We start from the raw sequence: 22,381 nt of genomic DNA, 5'->3' as shown, positions 1-22,381 counted from the left end.
CCTTGTCGTACGTACGATTCGACGTAAGGTCTACACCACTTTGGCGGCTCCCTCACACCCCCCGCGCACGCGGCGCCCGGACTGTGTCCGGACCGTAGCCGGACCAAGCTCCCGAATTTGTATGGCCACTCAACAATCCCACCCAATGGACTAGACCTTTGCCCGCCGAGCACGCGAGACTGTCACCTGTGAAACCCGTGAAACACGTCATCGCCCTCGATGTGGGCGGCACCGGGATGAAAGCCGCCCTCATCGCCGAGGACGGCACCCTGCTGCACGAGGCGCGCCGCGCCACCGACCGCGAGCGGGGCCCCGAGGCCGTCGTCGAGACGATCCTGGACTTCGCGTCCGAGCTGCTGGTGCTGGGCCGGGAACGGTTCGGCGCCGCCGCCTCGGCCGCCGGCGTCGCCGTCCCCGGGATCGTCGACGCCGACCGGGGAATCGCCGTGTACGCGGCGAACCTGGGCTGGCGCGACGTACCGATGCGCGAGCTCCTCGGCAGACGGCTCGGCGGCATCCCGGTGGCCCTGGGCCACGACGTGCGCACGGGCGGCCTCGCCGAGGGGCGCATCGGCGCGGGCCACGGCGCCGACCGCTTCCTGTTCGTCCCCCTCGGCACCGGCATCGCCGGGGCCATCGGCATCGCCGGGGTCATCGAGGCCGGCGCACACGGCTACGCGGGCGAGATCGGTCACATCGTGGTGCGGCCCGGCGGACCCGCCTGCGGCTGCGGCCAGCACGGCTGCCTGGAGACCCTGGCCTCCGCCGCCGCCGTCAGCCGCGCCTGGGCGGCCGCGTCCGGCGACCCCGAGGCGGACGCCGCGGACTGCGCGAAGGCCGTCCAGTCCGGTGACGCGCGCGCCCGCGAGGTCTGGCTGTCCGCGATCGGCGCCCTCGCCGACGGGCTCGTCACCGCGATCACCCTGCTCGACCCGCGCACGCTGATCATCGGTGGCGGGCTGGCGGAGGCGGGAGAAACCTTGTTCACACCGCTTCGGACGGCCGTCGAGGAACGCGTGACGTTCCAGCGGCTGCCCGAGATCGTTCCGGCGGCCCTCGGGGACACCGCCGGATGCCTGGGCGCAGGGCTGCTCGCCTGGGACCTACTCGCCACGGAGGTACCTGCCTGATGTCCGGAAGCGCACACAGCACCGTTCTCTCCGGCGCCAGGGTGGTGCTGCCGACCGGCACCGTGGCGGGCGGCCGGGTCATCGTCTCCGGAGACCGCATCGCGGGCAGCGCCGACGAGGGCGCGCGGCACGTCGACCTGTCCGGGCACTGGCTCGTCCCCGGCTTCGTGGACATGCACAACCACGGCGGCGGCGGCGCCTCCTTCACCTCCGGGACCGCCGAGGACGTCCTCAAGGGCGTCCGCACCCACCGCGAGCACGGCACGACGACCCTCGTCGCGTCCACGGTCACCGGCGACCTCACCGAACTGGCCCGGCGAGCCGGACTGCTGGCCGAGCTCACCCAACAGGGCGAGATCGCGGGCATCCACTTCGAGGGGCCGTTCATCAACCCCTGCCGCAAGGGCGCGCACAAGGAGGAACTCCTGCGCGACCCCGACCCGGCCGAGGTCCGCAAGCTGATCGACGCCGCGCACGGCGCGGCCCGCATGTTCACCCTGGCGACCGAGCTGCCGGGCGGGCTGGACTCCGTACGGCTGCTGGCCGAGCACGGGGTCATCGCCGCGATCGGCCACACGGACTCCACGTACGACCAGACCCGGCAGGCGATCGACGCGGGCGCCACCGTCGCCACCCACCTGTACAACGCGATGCCGGGGCTGGAGCACCGCGCCCCGGGCCCCATCGCGGCGCTGCTGGAGGACGAGCGGGTCACCGTCGAGTTGATCAACGACGGGACCCACCTGCACCCGGCGATGCTGGAGCTGGCCTTCCACCACGCGGGCGCCCACCGCGTCGCGCTGATCACCGACGCCATGGACGCGGCCGGCTTCGGCGACGGCACCTACCACCTCGGTCCGCTGGAGGTCGAGGTCAAGGACGGTGTCGCCCGGCTCGTGGAGGGCGGCTCCATCGCCGGCTCCACCCTCACCCTGGACACCGCGTTCAAGCGGTCGGTGACGTTGGACCGGCTCCCAGTCGAATCCGTCGTCCAGGCGATCTCCGCCAACCCGGCCAAGCTGCTCGGCCTGTACGACCGGGTCGGCTCGCTGGACCCGGGCAAGTACGCCGACCTCGTCGTCCTGGACGCCGAGTTCGACGTCAAGGGCGTCATGCGGCGCGGCGAATGGATCGTCAACCCGCTCGGCTGAACGGGGCGTTGCGGGCGGGGGGCTGCCGCGCCCCGTTCGGGTGGGGGCGGTGCGGGCCCGGAGCCCGGGGGACTGGGCCGACCGGCCTCCGTTTGGCATGATCCCGGCACACACCGAAACCGGGACCGGTCATGATCCTCACCGTGACGCTCAACACCGCGCTCGACATCACCCACCGGGTGCCGAGGCTGCGTCCGCACGCCTCCCACCGGGTCACCGCCGTCGCCGAACGCCCCGGCGGCAAGGGCCTGAACGTGGCCCGGGTGCTCGCCGCCCTCGGCCACGAGGTCACGGCGACGGGCTTCGCGGGCGGCCCGACCGGCGAGGTCGTCCGCACGCTGCTGGCCGCCTCGCCCGGGGTGGTCGACGCCCTGCTCCCCTGCGCGGGCACCACCCGCCGCACCCTGGCCGTCGTCGACGAGGCCACCGGTGACACCACCCAGTTCAACGAACCCGGACCGCAGATCACCGCCGTCGAGTGGGCGGCGTTCCAGGCGCACTACGCCGAACTCGTCGCCGGGGCGCGGGCGGTGGCCCTGTGCGGCAGCCTGCCGCCGGGCGTGCCGGTGGGCGCGTACGCCGCCCTCGTACGGGCGGCCCGCGCGGCCGGCGTCCCCGTACTCCTGGGCACCAGCGGTGAGGCGCTGCGCCGGGGGGTCGCCGCCCGGCCGGAGATGATCAAGCCGAACGCCGCCGAGCTCGCCGAGCTGACGGGCTCCCACGACGCGCTCCCCGCCACCCGCGACGCCCGCCGCCGGGGCGCCCACGCGGTGGTCACCTCGCTCGGCCCGGCGGGCCTCCTCGCCGCCACCGCGCACGGCACCTGGCGGGCCGCCCCGCCCCGCGCCCTGAGCGGCAACCCGACCGGCGCGGGCGACTCCGCGGTGGCCGGCCTGCTGTCCGCCCTCACCGAGGGCCTCGACTGGCCGGCCCGCCTCACCCGCGCGGTGGCCCTCTCGGCCGCCACGGTCCACGCCCGGACGGCGGGCGAGTTCGACCCGGCGTCGTACGCGTCCCTCACCGGATCCGTCACCGTGACCGCCGTCTAGCGCTGTGGCCGGGACGACTCGACCCCCGCACCGCGGACGGGTGTGGGGGTCGGTGCGGGGCAGGGCCGGCGGCGGGGCAGGGTCGGATCAGCCCTGTTCGAGCCAGAGCTGGTCGATGTTGATCTCGCAGAGGTTTCCCTGCTCGCAGGAGACCTTGATCGTGTTGGTGCCCTTCTTCAGCTGCACCAGCGAGTACGTGTGCGTCCAGCCCTTGTCCCACTCGCCCGGCTTGGCGAGGGAGTAGTTCTTCATGTTGATCGGACGGGACTGGGCGTCGCCGTTCACGGTCAGCGTGCTGTTCGCGTCCTTGCCGGGCACCCCATAGGTGATCTTCACCTTGTACTGGCCGTTCTTGGGCACGTCCAGGGTCCAGGTGACGGCCGCGCCGACCTGGTTGAAGTTGCCGACGTACTGGCCGTCCGCGCTCTTCGCCCCCGGCACCGCCTTCATCAGGGTCGCACCGCCCGTCAGGGCCATGCCCGACCCCGAGGCGTCCGCCTTCGGCAGCGGGGTCGGCGACGGCGCCGGGGAGCCGCTCGGCTTCGGGGCGTCGGAGTTGTTCGGCGGGGCCGCCGACTGGGCCGGGCCCGGGTCCGCCTGGTTCTTCTTGTCGTCGTCCTTGCCGAAGGCCAGCGCCGCGCCGATGCCGATGGCCACCGCCGCGACGACCGCGACCGCCGCGATGAGCAGGCCCTTGCGGCTGGAGCCGCCGCCGTTGCCGCGGCCGGCGCCGCCGCCCTGCGGCTGGATCGTCCGGGTCCGGTCCTGCGGCGACGGCTGCTGCGGAACGCCGTAACCGCCGGCCTGCAGCGCCTCCGGCGCCTGGTACTGGGCCTGGTAGGGCTGCTGCTGGGCGGGCACGGGGCCGCGCTGGCCGCCGTACGTCCGCTCACCGACCGTGCGCACCTGGTTGTACGAGGTACGGGGGACGCCGGGCTGCACGCCGGGCTGACCGCCGACCGCGGGACCGGGGTAGCCGTACCCACCACCCGAACCGGGCGGGGTGGCTCCGGCGGCCTGGCCGTCCGCGTAGAGGTAGCCGAACGGATCGTCGTCCTCGGGCTGGTTCGCCCCACCGTGCGGGCCGTTGTTCGCGGGCGTCGTCATCGCAGGTCACTCCTTTCGACCCACGGGAGCCTACCCCGAACACGTGCGCCCAGGAGCGGCCGATCCACTCAGCCGGCCCTGCGGTGGGCCTTGGAACGGGACCGCTTCTCGATGTACATCCGCTGGTCGGCGGAGCGCAACACCTCGTCCGCGGACATCCCGCAGCCGGCCCAGCCGATCCCGAAACTCGCCCCCACGCGCACCGCCCGCCCGTCCACCCGGATCGGCGGGATGATCGCGTTGCGCAGTCGAACGGCGAGGTCGGCGGCGTCGGCGGCGCCCAGTCCGTCCGCGAGGACGACGAATTCGTCACCACCGAGCCGGGCCACCGTGTCCCCGTCCCGGACCCCGGTCGTCAGCCTCCGCGCCACCTCGATCAGGACGGCGTCCCCGGTGTGGTGCCCGAAGCGGTCGTTGATCGACTTGAAGCCGTCGAGGTCGCAGAAGAGCACCGCGAGCCCCTTCGTCCCGTCGTCGACGTCCGTGGCGGGGGCGACGGTGTGCACGTGGTGGTCGTACGGGCCCTCCGGGCGCCCACCCGTCGCGCCGGGGAAGTCCGGGAACTCGGGGTAGTCGACGCGGCCGGCCCCGGGGTAGCCGTGGGGGGCCTCCGGCTGAAAGCCGTGCTCGACGGCACCACCCGCCCCGGGCCTCGACTCGTAGGCCGCGTCGAGCGCCTCCACGGCCGTGGCCAGCACCGACTGCGGCCGCCGGCACAGCCGGGCGCCGAGCCGCGAGCGCAGCTCGGCGCTGTTGGGCAGGCCGGTCAGGGAGTCGTGGCTGGCCCGGTGCGCGAGCTGGAGCTCGTGCCGCTTGCGCTCCTCGATGTCCTCGACGTGGGTGAGGAGGAAGCGGGGCCCGTCGGCGGCGTCCGCGACGACGGAGTTGCGCAGCGAGACCCAGACGTACGTGCCGTCGCGCCGGCCGAGGCGCAGCTCCGCGCGGCCGCCCTCGGCCGAGGTGCGCAGCAGGGTCCCGATGTCCTCGGGGTGGACGAGGTCGGAGAAGGAGTAGCGGCGCAGGACGGAGGCGGGCCGACCGAGCAGGCGACAGAGCGCGTCGTTGGTGCGGAGCAGCCGGCCGTGCTGGTCGCCGCCCATTTCGGCGATGGCCATGCCGCTGGGCGCGTACTCGAAGGCCTGGCGGAAGGATTCCTCACTGGCGCGCAGGGCCTGCTGTTCCCGTTCGAGCCGGACGAGGGCCCGCTGCATGTTCGCGCGGAGCCTCGCGTTGCTGATCGCGATGGCCGCTTGGAAGGCGTACATCTGGAGCGCTTCGCGGCCCCACGCGCCGGGTCGGCGCCCGTTGCGGGGTCTGTCCACCGAGATGACGCCGAGCAGTTCCCCGCCGGTCGCGTACATGGGGGCGTAGAGCCGGTCCTCGGGATGCCATTCGTCCTCGAACCGCGGGTCGGGGCCGTCGGTGTGCCACTGGGGGACGTCGTCCTCCAGCAGGACCCAGCCCTCGGTGTGCGGGATGAAGCGCAGGCCGTCCCAGTCCTCGCCCATGGTCAGGCGCCGGTCCCAGGACGGGCGGGAGCCGACGCGACCGGTGATCAGGGCTTCCGCGGCGGGGTCCCCGGCGAAGGCGGCGACGACCAGGTCCCCGTCAGGTCGAACGAGGTTGACACAGGCGAGCTCGTAGCCGAGGCCGACGACGATGCCGTCCACGACGGTCTGCAGGGTGTCCGCCAGGCTCCGGGCCGTGTTGAGCTCGGCCACCACCTGGTGCAGCTGCCGCAGGGTCGCAAGACGGACGTACGGCTCCGACTCGGTCTCCATTGCTCGCTCTCCCCGAGACCTCGACAGCAACTCCAGGTTTGTCATCGGCGTTTCGTTGCGGTGTCCCGTCCACTGAATCACAGTGAGCTGTGCGGCAGGTACACAGGGTCAACAAATCTTGCTCTCTGTGACTCAAGTCACATGAGATGAACAACAGACCGGAAGAAGGCCCCTGTTGGGTGGGAGCGCTCCCCGCCCTTCCCCGGAGCAAACGATACGTCGGGGCCTAGGCCCCGGGGCGGGGACGCGGCTCGGACCAGCGCCCGATGTGCGCCGTACGGTCGCCGCACTAGCGTTCCCCACGTGCCGAAGACGAGCCCGAGCCCGACCCCCGTACCCCTGACCGCGCCGGAAGGCGGCACCCCCCATCCTGAGGGGGTGAGCAACGACGAGTTCCGGGCGGCCATGTCCCGGCTGGCGGCGGGCGTGTGCCTGATCACCGCACACGAACCGGCCCTGACCGCCGACGGACCGCGCGGGGAGGACGTCGGCATGACGGCCACGGCCTTCATGTCGGTGTCCCTGGACCCGCCGCTGGTCCTGGTGAGCCTGCGCGAAGGCTCCAGGATGGACGACCTGCTGGCGGAGCAGCCGCTGTGGGCGGTGTCCGTCCTCGCCGACTCCCAGCTCCGGATCGCGAGCCGGTTCGCCATGAAGGGCCGGATCAGCGACCGGCTGCTGTTCGAGGGCGTGCCGTGGGAGCGGGGCGCCGTCTCCGGATCGCCGTTGCTGACGGGCGCGCTCGCCACGCTGGAGTGCCGTACGGAGTCCCGGGTCGAGGCGGGCGACCACACCCTGGTCATCGGCCGCGTCCTGACCGCCGCCCTGCCGGCGCCGGACGCACCGCCCCTGACGTACTTCCGGGGCCGCTACCGGCACCTCGCGCCGTAGCGGGCGTGAGGGCACGCGCGTCCGGAAGGGCTCGCGCGTCCGAAGGGGTCGCGCGTCCGAAAGGGCTCACGCGTCCGAAGGGGCACGCGCGTCCGAAGGGGCTCGCGCTCCTACCAGTCGCGGCCGGTGCGGCCGCGCTTCGTCTCGCCGCGGGCCTTCTTCTCCCGCAGGCGCCGCTCGTTGATGCCGCGCGGGATCCTCGTCGCCCGGCGGGCCTTCGGCGGCGGGGCCGTGGCCTCCGCCAGCAGCGCGGCCAGCCGGACCAGCGCCATCTCCCGGTTGCGCAGCTGGGAGCGGTGCTCGGAGGCCCGTACGGTCACCACGCCGTCGACGAGGCGGGACGCGAGCCGCTCCAGCGCCCGTTCCTTCCACACGTCCGGCAGGGCCTTGGTGGCGGCCACGTCGAACAACAGCTCCACCCGGGAGTCCGAGGTGTTCACGTGCTGCCCGCCCGGCCCGGAGGAACGCGAGAACCGCCAGGCGAGCTCCGACTCGGGGAGCACGACAGAACCGCGGATGACATAGGGACCAGGCATGCCCCCCATGATCCGTGCCCGCGGCCGGTCCGTCACTCATATTTCACGGAGGAAGACGCGCGGGAACCCCGCGGGTACCCGGGCGCGTTAGAGGAGTCAGCGGTACTTTGACCGCCTGTACGTGCGTGCTGGATGAGGAAAGGGACAATCCCATGGCTGTCAGCCTGTCCAAGGGCGGCAACGTCTCGCTCTCGAAGGAGGCCCCCGGCCTCGCTGCCGTCACGGTCGGCCTCGGCTGGGACACCCGCACCACCACCGGTGTGGACTTCGACCTCGATGCCTCGGCCATCGCGGTGAACGCGACGGGCAAGGTCGTCTCCGACGGTCACTTCGTCTTCTTCAACAACAAGTCCACCCCGGACCAGACCATCGTCCACACCGGCGACAACCGCACCGGCGAGGGCGCGGGCGACGACGAGGCCATCAACGTCAACCTCGCGGGCCTCCCCGCCGACGTCGACAAGATCGTCTTCCCGGTGTCCATCTACGACGCCGAGTCCCGCAGCCAGAACTTCGGCCAGGTCCGCAACGCGTACATCCGCGTCGTGAACCAGGCCGGCGGCACCGAGATCGCGCGCTACGACCTCTCCGAGGACGCGGCCACCGAGACCGCCATGGTCTTCGGCGAGCTCTACCGCAGCGGCGCCGAGTGGAAGTTCCGCGCGGTGGGCCAGGGCTACGCCTCGGGCCTCACCGGCATCGCCCAGGACTTCGGCGTCAACGTCTGACGGTCGGCGTCCGCCGGTCCGGAGTCCGTTCGCAGGTCGTGATCCGACTCCGGTCCACGGCATAGCCGCTGGTGAAGCTCCCGCCCCGTCGTACGGCGGGGCGGGAGCTTCGCTACCGTTCCCCAGGTGATCCTCCAACCGCTCGTCCCCGTGGACGGCGCCCTGCCCGGGCCGGTCCTCACCGAAATCGCCACGCTCTACGCGACGAACCACGCGTTCTTCGAAATCAGCGGCGACTTTCCCGATCCCGCCCGCATCACCGTCGAACAGGTCGCGGCCTCCCTCGCCGACGAACTCGCCCACGACGGCGCCGAAGTGCTGCTGGCCCGCTCCGCCGGCCGCCTCGTCGGCCTGGCCGTGACCCTCGACCGGCACCCCGATCCGGCGTCCGAGGACCCGGACCCGTGGATCGGCCTGCTGCTCATCGACTCCACCGCGCACCGCGAGGGCTACGGCCGCTCCGTCGCCGGCGCCGTCGAGGACCGCTTCCGTGCCGCGGGACGGACCGGCGTACGACTCGCCGTACTCGAAGCCAACGCCAACGCGCTCGCCTTCTGGCAGGCCCAGGGCTACACGGCCCTGCGCCAGGCCAAGGACCGCGAACTGGGCCGTCCCTGCACGGTGATGCGCAAGGCGCTGACACCGGAGGCGGGGGTGGACGCGGGGGCGTGACCGGGCGGGTGACCGGGCGGGTGACCGGGGCGTGAACCGGGGCTGACAGGGGCGCGCCCCGGGTGCCCCGCGTGTCACGGGGCCTTCGGGCGGTCCTCCCCGTACAGCCACACGTCCCAGACCTTCTTCAGGTCGTGGCCCGTGTGCCGCTGCGCGTACGCCGTGAAGTCCGCGGTGCTCGCGTTCCCGTGCCGGTGGTCGGTGGCCCAACCGCGCAGCAGGGCGAAGAACTTCTCGTCGCCGACCTCCTGCCGGATCCGGTGCAGCACCATCGCGCCCCGCACGTACACCGGGTCACCCGAGATGTGCTCCGGTCCGGGCGGGGCCGCCGGCGGGAAGGCGTCCCACTCCGAGTCGGCGGCCTGGTCCACGGTCGTGTCACCGTCGACGATGGCCTCGAAGCGGCGCTGCGCCGTCGGACCGTCGTGCTCCTCGGCCCACAGCCACTCGGCGTACGTGGCGAAGCCCTCGTTCAGCCACATGTCCTTCCAGGACTTCGGCGACACCGAGTTGCCGAACCACTGGTGGGCCAGTTCGTGGAGGATGAGGTTCTCGTCGGGGGCGCCGGGATAGACGGGCTTGGTCTGCGTCTCCAGCGCGTACCCGAGGGTCCCGCCCGGCAGCACGATCGTGCCGACCGTGTCGAAGGGGTACGGGCCGAACTTGGCGCTGCCCCACTCCACGATCTCCGGCAGCCGCTCCAGCGCGGGCGCGCTCTTCGCCGATTCGGCGGGCGTCACCGCGTTGTAGAGGGGGATGCCGGAAGGGGTCCGGCCGGTCGTCACGTCGAACTTCCCGATGGCGGCGGTCGCCAGATAGCTCGCCATCGGCTCGGCGCTGTGCCAGGCGAACTCCGTCCGCCCGTCGGCGACGTCCGTACGCGATCGCAACGCCCCGTTGGAGACCGCCTCGTACCCCTTGGGGACGGTCAACTTGATGTCGTACGTCGCCTTGTCGGAGGGGTGGTGGTTCCCCGGGAACCAGCCCATCGACCCGACGGGCTCCCCGACGCCGACCGCTCCGTCGGCCGTCGCGATCCAGCCCTCCTCGGAGCCGTCGGGGTCGACCACGGGCTTGGGCCGGCCGGAGTAGTCGATCTCCGTACGGAAGACCTCGCCCTTCTTGAGGTCCTTCGCGGGCCGCACCGTCAGCTCGGTGCCGCTCCGGTTGTGGCGGGCGCCGGCGCCCTGCACCTCCACGCCCTCGACCTTGAGGCCGCTGAGGTCGAGGTTGAAGGAGCTGAGCCCCTGCTCGGCGCGGGCGGTGATGACGGCCGTGCCGTGCAGTCGCCCGTCGGCGGGGTCGTAGGCGAGGTCCAGGTCGTAGTGCTCGACCTGGTAGCCGCCGTTGCCGGCGCGCGGGAAGTACGGATCGCGGACCCCGGACGCGCCGGGCCGCCCCTGCACCGGGGAGCCCGTACACCCCGTGGCCAGGACGGCGACGGAGAGGACGGCCGAGACGGTGGGGGCGGCGAGGCGGGTGAGCCTGGTGGTGCGCCTGGTGCGCCGGATGATCCGGGGATGTTCCACGGAGTCGATCCTAAGCGGGGGCGCGGGGCCCGACCCGGAGCGGTGGAGTGCTTGCGGGGCGCCGGCCGGTTGCGGGGCGCCGGCCGGTGCGGGGCTCGGGCCGGTGCGGGGCTCGGGCCGGTTCGCGGGGCTCGGGCGGGTTGCGGGGCTCGGGCCTCGGGCTGCCCGCGGGCCCTGGACTACTTGCCGAGGGCGTCGACACCCGCCTTGGCGAACTTCTCGTCCAGGTCGCCGCTCGGGGCGCCGGCCACACCGATGCCGGCGACGGGGGCGCCCTTGAACTGGACCGGGGTGCCGCCGCCGAGGAACAGGGTGCCCGGGATGTCCTTCAGGTTCGGGGTCTGCGCGAGGCGGCCCGCGAGGACGGAGGTCGGGGCGTTCCAGGACACGGCGGTGTAGGCCTTGCGCTGCGCCGACTCGTAGGACTGCGGGCCCGCGCCGTCGCCGCGCAGGGTGACGATGGTGTTGCCGTTGCGGTCGACCACGGCGACCGTCACCTTCTGGTTCTCCTTCGCGGCGGCCTGCAGCGCGGCCTGGGCGGCGCGGGACGCGGCGTCGACGGTGAGGTGCGTCGAGGTGGTGAAGTTCTTGTCGTCGTCCTTCTTCGCGGCCGGCGCGGCGGCCTCCGCCGCGGCGGGGGCGGACGCGGGGGTGGCGCTCGCGCTGACGGCACCGAACGTCCCGGCGCCGAGGGCGAGGGCGAGGGCGGTACCGGTGAGGACGCGGGTGCGGGTGTTCATCTCTGCTCCTGGTGGTGGGAGGGGCGGTCGCCGACTGGCTCGTTCACCGCTGCTCCAAGCCTCGGCCCGCAACCACCCCGCCCCCGTCGCCGTACCGGCTCCCAACGACCACCGCACCGGCTGACCCAGGGGTCAACCGATCGGCCGATGCGCGGCCCGGCCGGCACGGGTTCTCCTGATCGGTACGCACGGATCGGTACGGAGCAGCGCGCACGCGCCGGCCGGCACGGAACGGCGCGCACACGCGAGTCGAGACGGAACGGCACGCACCCGGGCCGGTACCCCGCTGGGGCGCCGGCGGGCCGGCCGTCACCCCGCCCACCCGGGGCAGAGCAGGACCGAGCCCCCCCCTCGCCCCCGCCCGGCCAGGGCAGGGGCAAGATGGATACCACCCTCAGCCCCAGGAGCCCCCGCCGTGAGCCACATCCCGCGGCCGCACCCCTCGACCGACCCCGACACCCGCACCCTGGCCACCGTCATGCACGCGGCGTTCTTCCTGCTCCTCGGCGCGTCGGTGGCCCGCTTCCTCCTGCGTCACCCCGGCGAGCCCCGCACCCCCTGGGTGCTCGCCCTGAGCATCGCGCTGGCGCTGCTGTACGTCCTCGGCCCCGTCGTCGGAGCCACCACGGCCGCCCCCGCCCACCGCGGCACCACCCGTACCGGCCCCGGCAGCGGGACAGCTACCGCTGCCCGCCCGCCCGGTCGGGGCCGGCGGGCCACCGGTCCGACCCTGCGCCGGCGGGCGTGGCTCGGGTTGGTGGTCGCCACCTGGGTGGTGCTCGTCGTCCTCGCGCCGAGCTTCGCCTGGTGCGCCGTACCGCTCTTCTTCACCGCCCTGCGCACCCTCCCCCCGCGTGCCGCGATCGTCCTGGTCGCCCTGCTCACGGTGTTCGTCGTCGCCGCCCAGGTGCGGCTGTCCACCGCCTTCGACCCGAACCTGTTCCTCGCGCCGCCCGCCGTCGCCGCCCTCGCCACCGCCGTCTTCGTCCACATGGAGCGTCAGACGCAGGCCCAGCGCGCGCTCATCGACGACCTGATCCGGACCCGCCGCGAGCTCGCCGCCACCGAACGCCGCGAGGGCACCCTCGCCGAGCGGCAGCGGCTGTCCATGGAGATCCACGACACCCTGGCGCAGCACCTGTCCAGCCAGCAGATGCTGCTCCAGGCGGCCGACCGCACCTGGGAGAGCGACCCGGGCACCGCCCGCGCGCACGTCCGTACCGCCACCGGCATCGCCGCGCGCGGCCTGGCCGAGGCGCGGCGCCTCGTGCACGACCTCGCCCCGGCCGAGCTGGCGAACGGCGCCGGCCTCGCCGACGCCCTGCGCGCGCTGGACGCCGGCCCGGACATCACCGTCCGCTTCCACCTGGAGGGCACCTCGGCCCCGCTCCCGGACCGCGCCGAGTCGGCGCTGCTGCGCATCGCGCAGGGCGCCCTGTCCAACATCCGCGAGCACTCGGGTGCGCGTACGGCTGCCCTCACCCTGAGCTTCCTCGGCGACCAGGTCGTCCTGGACATCGCCGACGACGGCGACGGCTTCACGCAACCCCGCAGCGCCGGCCCCGACCGGGGCCACGGCCTACCGGCGATCCGCGCCCGCGTGCGCCAGCTCGGCGGAACCCTCACCATCGAATCGACCCCGGGCGAGGGCACCGTCCTCTCGGCCTCGATCCCCCTGGAGCCCACAGGATGACGACGATCCTCCTCTGCGACGACCACGTCGTGGTCCGCGCCGGCCTCCTCGCCCTGCTGGGCAGCGAGCCGGACATCGAGGTGCTCGGCGAAGCCGGCAGCGGCGAGGAGGCGGTGGCGCTGGCCGCGAAACTCCGCCCGGACGTCGTCCTGATGGACCTGCAACTGGGCGAGGGCATCGACGGCGTCGAAGCCACGCGCCGCATCACGGCCCTGCCCGACCCCCCGTACGTCCTGGTCCTCACCACGTACGACACGGACGCCGACATCACCCGCGCCATCGGCGCCGGTGCCACCGGCTACCTCCTGAAGGCGGAACGGCCCGAGGAACTCTTCGCCGCCATCCACTCGGCGGCGGCGGGCCGTACGACGCTCTCCGCGCCCGTGGCGAGCCGGGTCATGGCCCACATGCGCGGCTCCCGCCCCACCCTCACGGACCGGGAACTGGACATCCTGGGCCAACTGGCGCGCGGCCTCGGCAACCGCGACATCGCCCGCGCGCTGTTCATCAGCGAGGCCACCGTCAAGACCCACCTGGGCCGCATCTACGACAAACTCGGCGTCGACACCCGCGCGGGCGCCGTAGCGGTGGCAAAGGAACAACGCCTCCTGCCGTCGTGAGGGGGGTTGGGGTGTTGTCGGGGCGGGGGCGGGTCGGTTTTGGGGGCGGGGTCGGGGGCGGCGGAACCACCCCGCCCAGCAGCGCCCACCCCACCCCCGACCCCACCCCACCACCCCCACCCGCGCGTCAGGGGAGTCGGAGCCGTGACACCATCGGGTACGTGCTCGACATCGGCTACTCCCTCTCCCGGCGCTTCCCGGACCCCCCGCAGACCGACTACCGGTCGGCGGACATCCGTACCCTGCGCCACGACCTCTTCTGCGGTGACGTCTACCTCGCCGACACCGACAAGGACCGGGAAGTATCCACAGCCTGGGGATGGGTTCCCGTCCTGGACTTCGCCTGGGCGCTCTGCGACATCGTCGAGAAGCTCGACGAGGACCCGCGCGGCAGCCGCTCCGCCCACCGTCAGTACGCCGAGCTCGACTTCACCGAGTCGGCGGACCGGATGCTCTTCGAGCGCCGCTTCGGCTGGGTCGACATCGAGGCCGACTGGATGGCGGCCGAAGAGGACCCGATCACCTTCAGCCACCGCCTGCTGCGTCGCGAGGCCCGCGATTTCCTGCACGACCTGATCGCCGACCTCGTCGACATGCACGACGGACTCGCCGACAACCCGGTCATCTGGACCCTCCAGGCCCGCTTCCCCCGCGTCCCGGCCTGACCGGCCCGTACGCCGACCCGTACGCAGCCCCCTACCCCACCACCCGCAGCCCCAGCTGCGCCGCCAGGGCCGGGGCGAGGTCGAACAGTTGCGCCGGGCTGATCACCGCTCCGGCCAGCGCCTCCACCCCGCGCGCGATCCCCAGTTCGGCGGCGTCCCGCAGGTCGACGTCCTTCATCCGGGCCGCGCTGAAGTCGGCCCCGCGCAGCGTGCAGTCACGGAAGCCGACCCGTTCCAGCACCGCGCCCCCGAAGTCCGGCTCGACGAGCACGCAGCCCTCGAACACCACGTCCTTGAGCCGTGCCTTCCGCAGGTTCAGGTAGTCGATCTTCCCGCCCCGTACGAGGACCCGCTCCAGCACCGCCCCGTGCAGCTGCACCCCGCCCAGCCGGGCGTCCAGCAGCTCCACGTCCCGCAACGAAGCCTCCGACAGGTCGGTGCCCACACCCCGGACGCCGTCCAGCACCGTGTCCATGAACCGCGCCTTCGCCAGCCCGGCCTCGTCCAGCGCGCACCGTCGCAGCGCGCAGTCCATGAACCGCGCGCCGGAGCCTTCCTGGCCCGCCAGGTCGAGGTCGGCGAACTCCAGACCGTCGTAGTCGCCGTCCGGCTCCAGCGGGCCGCCGTCCCACGCCGTCAGCTCGGGCAACCTCACCTCCGGCCGCCGCGCCGCCTTGACCGTCCCGTGCTGCTGCCCACCACTGCGTGCCATCCCCTCATCCTGACCCACCCCACCGACATCCGACCGCCGCCGCGTCACCCGCCCCGGCGGACCCCCGCCCCCGAAGCCCCCAGCGCCGTGAGCGCGTCCTCCGTCAGGCGGTGGACCGACCACTCGTCCTGCGGGCGCGCGCCCAGGGACTCGTAGAACGCGATCGTCGGCGCGTTCCACTTCAGGACCGACCACTCCAGGCGCGCGTACCCGCGCTCCACGCACGTGCGCGCCAGTTCCGCGAGCAGGGCCTTGCCGTGGCCGCCGCCGCGCGCGGAGGGGCGTACGTACAGGTCTTCCAGGTAGATGCCGTGGACCCCGCGCCACGTCGAGAAGCTGAGGAACCACACCGCGAAGCCGACGGGTTCCCCGTCCTCCGCTTCCGCGATGTGCGCGAAAACCGCCGGCCGTGCCCCGAAGAGGGCCTCACGCAGTTGCTCCTCGGACGCGCGTGCCTCGTGCGGGACCTTCTCGTACGCGGCGAGCTCACGGATCATGGCGTGGATGACGGGGACATCGGCGATTTCGGCGTCACGGATCATGCGGTCACCCTAGGTCGCCCGCCTCGGCGTCGATCCGGGCAGGCCCGTCGGTCGGGGGGCAACCGGTGTCACCCGGTTCGCCCGCCACCTCGGCGACCGCCGCCGCGCAGTCCAGCGGCGGCCGCCGGTCCCGCGGCTCGGCCAACAGGGCCGCCGCCCGGGGCGCCTCGTCCAGCATCCGCGCCGCGACCGCGTCCAGGCCGCGCAGTCCGGCGGGGGCGGGTACGGACGTCAGCCGACCCGGGAGTTCCCCGAGGGCCCGCACCCGCCCCGACCCCAGGCCCGGCCCGCGCGGCGCCTCAGCCGCCGATGCCCGCCGCCGCCAACGTGCGCGCGAAGGCCGCCGCGTCGAACATCGAGCCGTCCTTCGCGCCGATCGACTTCCCGTCGACCAGCACCGCCGGGGTCCCCCGCACGCCCGTCGCCTCGAAGGCCTCGCACGCCCCGCACCACGTATGCCCACGACCGAATCTCTCCGCATCGGCCCCGGCGCGCGCACGTCGATCCCCCACGCACCAAGGGCACAAACATCAGCAAACTCCGCAAACCCCCCACCGCACCCTACGACCCCTCCCACCCCAGCCGCATGGGTCATTCGGCCCGGAAACACGTCCCGAATCACGACACCGCGGCCCTGGACACCCCACCGACAGCCCGTGTACCAACTCCCCCATGACGATCAACGGCGGCATCTCCTTCTGGTACGCGACGGACACCACCGCCCCCCGACCGGCCCGCGCCCCCCTCACCCGCGACGCCACGGCGGACGTCGTCATCGTCGGCGGCGGCTACACCGGCCTGTGGACGGCCTACTACCTGAAGGCGTCCGCGCCCGACCTGCGCGTCACCGTCCTGGAGCAGAAGTTCTGCGGCTACGGCGCCTCCGGCCGCAACGGCGGCTGGCTCTACAACGGCATCGCCGGCCGCGACCGGTACGCCGAACTGCACGGCCACCCGGCGGCGCTCCGCCTCCAGCAGGCCATGAACGACACCGTCACGGAGGTCATCGACGTCGCCGCCAAGGAGGGCATCGACGCGGACGTCCACCGCGGCGGCGTCCTCGAAGTCGCCCGCAGCCCCGCCCAGCTGAGCCGCCTCAGGGCGTTCCACACCGCCGAGCTCGGCTTCGGCGAGACCGACCGCACGTTCCACGACGCCCCCGCGACCCGGGCACGCGTCGACATCGCCGACGCCGTCGGCTCCAGTTGGACCCCGCACGGCGCCCGCGTCCACCCGCTGAAGTTGGTCAAGGGCCTCGCCGCCGCCTGCGAACGCCTGGGGGTCGTCATCCACGAGTCGACCCCCGTCACGGAGATCGCGCCCCGCCGCGCCGTCACCCCGTACGGCACGGTCCGTGCCCCGTTCGTCCTGCGCTGCACGGAGGGCTTCACGGCGGCCCTCAAGGGTCAGAAGCGCACCTGGCTCCCGATGAACTCCTCGATGATCGCCACGGCCCCGCTACCGGCGGAGGTGTGGGACTCCCTCGGCTGGTCGGGCCACGAGGTGATCGGTGACATGGCCCATGCGTACATGTACGCCCAACGCACCGCCGACGACCGCATCGCGATCGGCGGCCGCGGGGTCCCCTACCGCTACGGCTCGCGCACCGACCACGACGGCCGCACCCAACCGGCCACGATCACCGCCCTGACCTCGCTGCTCACGTCCTTCTTCCCCCAGCTCACCGGGACGGAGATCACCCACGCCTGGTCCGGCGTCCTGGGCGTGCCCCGCGACTGGTGCGCCGCCGTCTCCCTGGACCGCACCACCGGCCTCGGCCTGGCCGGCGGCTACGTCGGCTCCGGCGTCGCCACCGCCAACCTCGCCGCCCGCACCCTGCGCGACCTGATCCTGGAGAACCCGACGGACCTGACCTCGCTCCCCTGGGTCGACCACCGCGTCCGACGCTGGGAACCGGAACCCTTCCGCTGGCTCGGCGTCCAGGCCCTGTACGCCGCCTACCGCGAAGCGGACCGCCACGAAACGGCCACCCACCGACCCACGACAACCCCCCTGGCCCGCCTGGCCGACCGCGTCTCGGGCCGCCACTGAGCGCCCGGCCGCCCGCTCCATACGACGAAACCCCGACTCAGAACGGATCTGAGCCGGGGTTTCCGCAGGGCCCCCTGTCGGATTCGAACCGACGACCTACGCATTACAAGTGCGTTGCTCTGGCCGGACTGAGCTAAGGAGGCAGGGCCGCACTCACTCTACACAGCAGCCGATTCGCCGAGCCATCACCTTTCCGCCGCCACCGGCGCCGCCCCGACGACGGCCGTACGAAGGCCGTACGACGGCCGTACGAAGGCCCGGCGAACCGGCGGCGCCTCCGCCGACGCGCGCTCCGCCCGGACCCGGTGGACCGCCGCCGCGTCGGTTCCGCCGTCCGAACGGCCCGCTCCGACAGATCGCACGGAGTACGAAGTCACCGCACACGGGTGCTGACAGGAAGCGCGGCGCCAGGTAGCGTCGGGCGGAGTCCAGGGCACTGGACTAGACCTTCCACTCGGATCGTCCGGCACGTTCCTGCCGGTAGAAGGGATTCATCACCATGGCTTCCGTCACTTTCGACAAGGCGACCCGTCTGTACCCCGGCGGCGACAAGCCCGCCGTCGACCAGCTGGAGCTGGAGATCGAGGACGGCGAGTTCCTCGTCCTCGTCGGCCCCTCCGGCTGCGGCAAGTCCACCTCCCTGCGCATGCTCGCGGGCCTGGAGGACGTCAACGGCGGCGCCATCCGCATCGGTGACCGCGACGTCACGCACCTGCCGCCCAAGGACCGGGACATCGCGATGGTGTTCCAGAACTACGCGCTGTACCCGCACATGACCGTCGCCGACAACATGGGCTTCGCGCTCAAGATCGCCGGCGAGGACAAGGCGACCATCCGCCGCAAGGTCGAGGACGCGGCGAAGATGCTCGACCTCACCAGCTACCTCGACCGCAAGCCGAAGGCCCTCTCCGGCGGCCAGCGCCAGCGCGTCGCCATGGGCCGCGCGATCGTCCGCAAGCCGCAGGTCTTCCTCATGGACGAGCCCCTGTCGAACCTCGACGCCAAGCTCCGCGTGTCGACCCGTACGCAGATCGCCGCGCTCCAGCGCGACCTCGGCATCACCACGGTCTACGTCACCCACGACCAGGTCGAGGCCATGACGATGGGCGACCGCGTCGCGGTCCTCAAGGACGGTCTGCTCCAGCAGGTCGACACCCCGCGCAACATGTACGACCGCCCCGCGAACCTCTTCGTCGCCGGGTTCATCGGCTCGCCCGCCATGAACCTCGTCGAGGTCCCGATCGCCGACGGCGGCGTGAAGTTCGGCGACAGCATCGTCCCGGTGTCGCGCGAGGCGCTGTCCGCCGCCGCCGACGCCGGCGACCGCACCGTCACCGTCGGCGTGCGTCCCGAGCACTTCGACATCGGTGACACCGGCGGCCTGACCATCACCGTGAACGTCGTCGAGGAACTCGGCGCCGACGGCTACGTCTACGGCAGCGCCGCGGTCGGCGCCGACAAGGCGAAGGACATCGTCGTCCGCGTCGGCGGCCGGCAGGTCCCGGAGAAGGGTTCGACGCTGCAGATCGTGCCGCGCGCCGACGAGATCCACGTGTTCTCGACGTCCTCGGGAGCCCGCCTCTCGGGCTGACACCCGTCGCCGCGACCGAAACCCCAAGGGGCGCCCCATCAAGGGGCGCCCCTTCTTCGGCAGTTGCCGCCGTCCCCCCGCCAACCCCGCGCCAAACCCCGGCAGACCGGGCCATTCGGCCGCATCCGTCAACCCCATATTCGAAAAGCCACGTCGAACCATCCCCCGACAGGGTGACTAAATGTCGCCAATTCTTCACCGAGCGCTAATCTCGCCCTCGTGACCCACACTGCCCGCCGTATCGGCCGTTCCCTCGCCCTGGTCCTGCCCGTCGTCCTGGTCCTGTCCGGGACCCTCGCGGTCACGATGGTCCCCTGGGCGGACAACACCCCTTCCCAGATCCTCACCGCCTCCGCCGAGGACGTGTCCGTACCCGCCAAGCCGCGCGCCGCCCAGGACCTCCTGCGCGACAAGCTGCTCAGCGAGCTCCAGCAGGGCCAGGAGCCGGGCGCCGTCCTCACGCACCTCCAGCAGGAGGTGGACCGCAGGCCGTCGCTCGCCGCGCACTGCGTGGGCATCGCGCGCGCCCTGGGCCGGGCCGCGGTGGACGCGTACGGACCCACGAAGGCCCAGTCCTTCGCGCGTCCCGTCTGCGACACCTCGTACGCGACCGGCGTCGCCTCCATGGGCTGACACCGGCCGCCCCCGCGCTCCTCGCCGGCTCCGCCGCGCCTGCCCCCGCCGGGGCAGGGGCCGTCCCTACGCTGACGGCCATGAGCGACGCCTCCCCCGTACCTCCCCGATCCACCGACCTCGCGGCCGCGTCCCCGGCCCCACCCACCCAGGCGGTCGTCCTGGCGGGCGGCCAGGGTTCGCGGCTGCGGCCGTACACGGACGACCGGCCGAAGCCGATGGTCGAGATCCCGGGGACGGGCCTGCCGATCATCGGACACCAACTGGCCTGGCTCGCGGCGGAAGGGGTCACCGACGCCGTCGTCTCCTGCGGGCACCTCGCCCACGTGCTCCAGGAATGGCTCGCGCAGGCCCCGTTGCCGCTGCGCGTGACCACCGTCGTCGAGGAACAACCACTGGGACGCGGCGGCGGCCTCAAGTACGCCGCCCGCCGGCTCCCGCACGCCGACCGCCCCTGGTACGCCACCAACGGCGACGTGTGGACCCGCTTCCCGCTGCGCGACATGGCCGCCTTCCACGCCGAACGCGACGCCGTGGCCACCCTGGCGCTCGCCCGGCCGCGGATCCCGTGGGGGGTCGTGGAGACCAACGCGTACGGGCAGGTGCTGGACTTCATCGAGGCGCCGCCGTCGCCCTACCCGGTCAACGCCGGGGTGTACGTCTTCTCCCCCGAATTCACCGCGCTGCTACCCGACTTGGGCGACCACGAGCGGACGACGTTCCCGCGCCTCGCCCGCGAACGCCGCCTCGCGGGCTACCCGCTTCCCCAGGGGGCCTACTGGCGGGCGATCGACACCGTCAAGGACCTCACCGAGGCCGCACGCGAGCTGGCCGCCCAGAACGCCCCCTGAGCCCCCGCACGCCCCGGACCCCCAACTCGGCCGCGAGCACGAGCCCGTACGCCTCCCCCGGCGCGCCGAAGGGCCCGGTGCGCTCCTCGCGCACCGGGCCCCGGGGGCCGAACCGGCGGAACCCGATCGGGCCGGGCGGTCAGCCCAGCAGGCCGCCCACCAACCCCGGCTTCTTCGTCGGGGTGTCGCCGCCACCGCCGCTGCCACTCTCGGGGCGGTTCCCCGAGGACGTGGTCGGCGGCTTCTGCGGGGTGGACTGCTTCGGGGCGCTGCTGCGCGGGGACTGCCCGCTGCCCGTGCCGCCGCCCTTGGTGGCGGAGGGGGTGCCGGCGCCCGTACCGGCGCTCTCGCGCACCGGCGCTCCGCTGCTGCCGTTTCGGGCCGGCTTCGAGGGCGCCACCGAAGGCGCCGCGGACGGCGACGCGGCCTGCTTCGACGGCTGCTGCCCCCGCGCCGGCTCGGACTGCTTGACCGAGGCCTTCGGCAGCGGCGTACCGGGCAGGTAGTTGCTCGGCGCCTGACCCGGCCCGGGCACGGTGACGACCGTGGAGGACCGGACGGCCCCGCCGAGCAGGGAGCCGACGAGCAGGGTGAGCCCGCACACGACGGTGGCCATGACGGCTCCGCGCCGCAGGACCCGGCGTCGCAGCCGCCAGACCTCCGAACGCGGGCCCAGCGTGCGCCACGCCTCGCCCGCGAGCCGCCCGTCGAGGGAGTAGACGGGCGCGCCCGCGATGATCAGCGGGCTCCAGGCGGCCAGGTAGATGATGTCGGGCGCGTCGTAGGCGGGGACGGTCTTCCAGCTCACCGTCATCAGCAGCGCGGCGGACAGCAGCGCCCCGATGCAGGCGGCGAACCGCTGCCACAACCCGAAGACCGTCAGGACGCCCACGATCACCTGGAGGAACGCCACGCTCAGCCCCGCGCCCACCGGGTGCGCCAGCGCGAAGTCGCGCAGCGGCTCGGCCAGCGCCCAGGGGTGCAGCGTCCGGAGCCAGGTGACCATGGAGCCGCGCTCGCCGCCGTCGAAGTAGACGGGGTCGCACAGCTTGCCCATGCCGGCGTAGATGCAGATGAACCCGAGGAAGACGCGCAGCGGGAGCAGCACCACGCCGAGGTTCATCCGGCGGCCGGGGTAGTAGGAGGCCTGGCCGCGGGCGTCGCCGACCCGTCGGGAGTCGCCGTCCGGATCGCCGCCGGGGTACTGGGCCCCGTACGGCTCGCGCGGCAGGTCCCGTACGGCGGCCAGCGGGCGGGTTTCCTCGGGGTCCCCGTAGCTGCGCTGACCGATGACGGTCGGGGTGGCGAGGGTGTCCTCGGCGAGGTCGTGGTCCAGGTCCACGCGCGGGATGACCTGGGTGGCACCGCCGTCGTACTCGTCGTGGCCGCGGCCGGACTCGCGTACGGCCTGGAGCAGGCCGCCCGTCGCGGCGGCGTCGCCGGGGTCGGACCTGCCGCTCCACACGACGGGGGCCCGGCGGCGGCGGGCTCCGGCGGCGGCGGCCGCGGCGACGCCGAGGACGGGCGCGCGGCCGGGGGCATTCGCGGGCTTGGAACGCGCGCTCGGGCTCGGTGCGAGCCGCACGCGGAAGCTGGCGTGGTTGACGATGACCTGTGCGGGGTCGCACGGCACCTTGACCATGCTCAGCGCGGGCTGGTCGTCGAACCCTGACGTTCTGGTGTCCACACTCATCTAACCGAGTGATCC

Annotated in this window: 21 protein-coding genes, 1 tRNA gene and 1 pseudogene; 13 read left to right on the top strand and 10 right to left on the bottom strand. The window is 73.2% G+C overall.

The window, feature by feature from the left end:
• Nucleotides 1-197 precede the first annotated feature (197 nt).
• From AB0D46_RS09370 to AB0D46_RS09360, 3 genes are all read left to right on the top strand, one after another.
• Complete coding sequence (locus AB0D46_RS09370; RefSeq protein ID WP_362876752.1) at nt 198-1,130, top strand: ROK family protein; 933 nt, start codon at nt 198-200, stop codon at nt 1,128-1,130.
• Entirely contained in the window at nt 1,130-2,281 is a 1,152-nt protein-coding gene (nagA, locus tag AB0D46_RS09365; protein WP_362876686.1) for an N-acetylglucosamine-6-phosphate deacetylase, read from the top strand. Before AB0D46_RS09370 ends, nagA begins: the two co-directional genes overlap by 1 nt.
• Before the next feature lie 131 nt (nt 2,282-2,412).
• Nucleotides 2,413-3,330: a 1-phosphofructokinase family hexose kinase gene (locus AB0D46_RS09360; RefSeq protein WP_362876685.1), complete on the top strand. Its 918-nt coding sequence runs from the start codon at nt 2,413-2,415 to the stop codon at nt 3,328-3,330.
• 87 nt (nt 3,331-3,417) lie between these two features.
• Here AB0D46_RS09360 and AB0D46_RS09355 read toward each other — a convergent pair whose 3' ends face one another.
• Both AB0D46_RS09355 and cdgB read right to left on the bottom strand, forming a co-directional pair.
• Nucleotides 3,418-4,437, bottom strand: coding sequence for a CBM35 domain-containing protein (locus AB0D46_RS09355; RefSeq protein ID WP_362876684.1), 1,020 nt, complete (start codon nt 4,435-4,437; stop codon nt 3,418-3,420).
• Between the two features lie 68 nt (nt 4,438-4,505).
• Nucleotides 4,506-6,218 (bottom strand): diguanylate cyclase CdgB, encoded by a 1,713-nt coding sequence (cdgB, locus tag AB0D46_RS09350; RefSeq protein ID WP_362876683.1) that lies wholly within the window; start codon nt 6,216-6,218, stop codon nt 4,506-4,508.
• A 339-nt stretch (nt 6,219-6,557) separates the two neighbouring features.
• On the opposite strand from cdgB, the gene AB0D46_RS09345 reads away from it, so the two are divergent.
• Nucleotides 6,558-7,109, top strand: coding sequence for a flavin reductase family protein (locus AB0D46_RS09345; RefSeq protein ID WP_362876751.1), 552 nt, complete (start codon nt 6,558-6,560; stop codon nt 7,107-7,109).
• 110 nt (nt 7,110-7,219) lie between these two features.
• Here AB0D46_RS09345 and arfB read toward each other — a convergent pair whose 3' ends face one another.
• Nucleotides 7,220-7,645, bottom strand: a complete 426-nt coding sequence (gene arfB, locus AB0D46_RS09340) for an alternative ribosome rescue aminoacyl-tRNA hydrolase ArfB (RefSeq protein ID WP_362876682.1) — start codon at nt 7,643-7,645, stop codon at nt 7,220-7,222.
• Nucleotides 7,646-7,797: 152 nt separating this feature from the next.
• Here arfB and AB0D46_RS09335 point away from each other — a divergent pair, with 152 nt between their 5' ends.
• Together AB0D46_RS09335 and AB0D46_RS09330 are read left to right on the top strand one after the other, a co-directional pair.
• On the top strand, nt 7,798-8,373 hold the full coding sequence (locus AB0D46_RS09335; protein WP_281203612.1) for a TerD family protein: 576 nt from the start codon (nt 7,798-7,800) through the stop codon (nt 8,371-8,373).
• A 126-nt stretch (nt 8,374-8,499) separates the two neighbouring features.
• On the top strand, nt 8,500-9,045 hold the full coding sequence (locus tag AB0D46_RS09330; RefSeq protein ID WP_362876681.1) for a GNAT family N-acetyltransferase: 546 nt from the start codon (nt 8,500-8,502) through the stop codon (nt 9,043-9,045).
• Between the two features lie 74 nt (nt 9,046-9,119).
• On the opposite strand, the gene AB0D46_RS09325 is transcribed toward AB0D46_RS09330, so the two are convergent.
• Together AB0D46_RS09325 and AB0D46_RS09320 are read right to left on the bottom strand one after the other, a co-directional pair.
• Complete coding sequence (locus tag AB0D46_RS09325; RefSeq protein WP_362876750.1) at nt 9,120-10,478, bottom strand: M1 family metallopeptidase; 1,359 nt, start codon at nt 10,476-10,478, stop codon at nt 9,120-9,122.
• Nucleotides 10,479-10,753: 275 nt separating this feature from the next.
• Complete coding sequence (locus AB0D46_RS09320) at nt 10,754-11,314, bottom strand: heme-binding protein (protein ID WP_362876680.1); 561 nt, start codon at nt 11,312-11,314, stop codon at nt 10,754-10,756.
• Nucleotides 11,315-11,792: 478 nt separating this feature from the next.
• Here AB0D46_RS09320 and AB0D46_RS09315 point away from each other — a divergent pair, with 478 nt between their 5' ends.
• From AB0D46_RS09315 to AB0D46_RS09305, 3 genes are all read left to right on the top strand, one after another.
• Nucleotides 11,793-13,007 (top strand): sensor histidine kinase, encoded by a 1,215-nt coding sequence (locus AB0D46_RS09315; RefSeq protein WP_362876749.1) that lies wholly within the window; start codon nt 11,793-11,795, stop codon nt 13,005-13,007.
• The gene (locus AB0D46_RS09310; RefSeq protein WP_281203616.1) at nt 13,004-13,627 is read left to right on the top strand and encodes a response regulator transcription factor; all 624 of its coding nucleotides are present in this window, start codon (nt 13,004-13,006) and stop codon (nt 13,625-13,627) included. The genes AB0D46_RS09315 and AB0D46_RS09310 overlap by 4 nt, the downstream gene beginning before the upstream one ends.
• Before the next feature lie 161 nt (nt 13,628-13,788).
• Nucleotides 13,789-14,292: a hypothetical protein gene (locus AB0D46_RS09305; protein WP_362876679.1), complete on the top strand. Its 504-nt coding sequence runs from the start codon at nt 13,789-13,791 to the stop codon at nt 14,290-14,292.
• 31 nt (nt 14,293-14,323) lie between these two features.
• Here the strand turns inward: AB0D46_RS09305 and AB0D46_RS09300 are convergent, their stop codons facing one another.
• The 3 genes and pseudogenes from AB0D46_RS09300 to AB0D46_RS09290 all read right to left on the bottom strand — a co-directional run.
• Nucleotides 14,324-15,004 carry a pentapeptide repeat-containing protein gene (locus AB0D46_RS09300; protein ID WP_362876678.1) on the bottom strand — a complete coding sequence of 227 codons (681 nt, stop codon included), beginning with the start codon at nt 15,002-15,004 and terminating at the stop codon, nt 14,324-14,326.
• Nucleotides 15,005-15,048: 44 nt separating this feature from the next.
• On the bottom strand, nt 15,049-15,546 hold the full coding sequence (locus tag AB0D46_RS09295) for a GNAT family N-acetyltransferase (RefSeq protein ID WP_362876677.1): 498 nt from the start codon (nt 15,544-15,546) through the stop codon (nt 15,049-15,051).
• Nucleotides 15,547-15,613: 67 nt separating this feature from the next.
• A pseudogene (locus tag AB0D46_RS09290) lies at nt 15,614-15,784 on the bottom strand (hydroxyurea phosphotransferase); the annotation flags it as partial.
• Nucleotides 15,785-16,218: 434 nt separating this feature from the next.
• Between AB0D46_RS09290 and AB0D46_RS09285 the strand changes: the two are divergent.
• On the top strand, nt 16,219-17,598 hold the full coding sequence (locus AB0D46_RS09285) for an FAD-dependent oxidoreductase (protein WP_362876676.1): 1,380 nt from the start codon (nt 16,219-16,221) through the stop codon (nt 17,596-17,598).
• A gap of 68 nt (nt 17,599-17,666) precedes the next feature.
• On the opposite strand, the gene AB0D46_RS09280 is transcribed toward AB0D46_RS09285, so the two are convergent.
• Nucleotides 17,667-17,741, bottom strand: a tRNA-Thr gene (locus AB0D46_RS09280).
• Nucleotides 17,742-18,097: 356 nt separating this feature from the next.
• Here AB0D46_RS09280 and ugpC point away from each other — a divergent pair.
• The 3 genes from ugpC to AB0D46_RS09265 all read left to right on the top strand — a co-directional run bounded on the left by ugpC (nt 18,098) and on the right by AB0D46_RS09265 (nt 20,673).
• Nucleotides 18,098-19,189 carry a sn-glycerol-3-phosphate ABC transporter ATP-binding protein UgpC gene (ugpC, locus tag AB0D46_RS09275; protein WP_362876675.1) on the top strand — a complete coding sequence of 364 codons (1,092 nt, stop codon included), beginning with the start codon at nt 18,098-18,100 and terminating at the stop codon, nt 19,187-19,189.
• A 219-nt stretch (nt 19,190-19,408) separates the two neighbouring features.
• The gene (locus AB0D46_RS09270) at nt 19,409-19,822 is read left to right on the top strand and encodes a hypothetical protein (protein ID WP_281203635.1); all 414 of its coding nucleotides are present in this window, start codon (nt 19,409-19,411) and stop codon (nt 19,820-19,822) included.
• An 80-nt stretch (nt 19,823-19,902) separates the two neighbouring features.
• Nucleotides 19,903-20,673 (top strand): nucleotidyltransferase family protein, encoded by a 771-nt coding sequence (locus AB0D46_RS09265; RefSeq protein ID WP_362876674.1) that lies wholly within the window; start codon nt 19,903-19,905, stop codon nt 20,671-20,673.
• A 139-nt stretch (nt 20,674-20,812) separates the two neighbouring features.
• Here the strand turns inward: AB0D46_RS09265 and AB0D46_RS09260 are convergent, their stop codons facing one another.
• Entirely contained in the window at nt 20,813-22,366 is a 1,554-nt protein-coding gene (locus AB0D46_RS09260) for a DoxX family membrane protein (protein WP_362876673.1), read from the bottom strand.
• Nucleotides 22,367-22,381: the final 15 nt, after the last annotated feature.

The sequence above is a fragment of the Streptomyces sp. NPDC048383 genome, assembly GCF_040651775.1.
In the GTDB taxonomy this organism is placed as follows: domain Bacteria; phylum Actinomycetota; class Actinomycetes; order Streptomycetales; family Streptomycetaceae; genus Streptomyces.
Note: the sequence above shows the minus strand (reverse complement) of the source record. Positions and strands in the feature narration are given on the sequence as shown.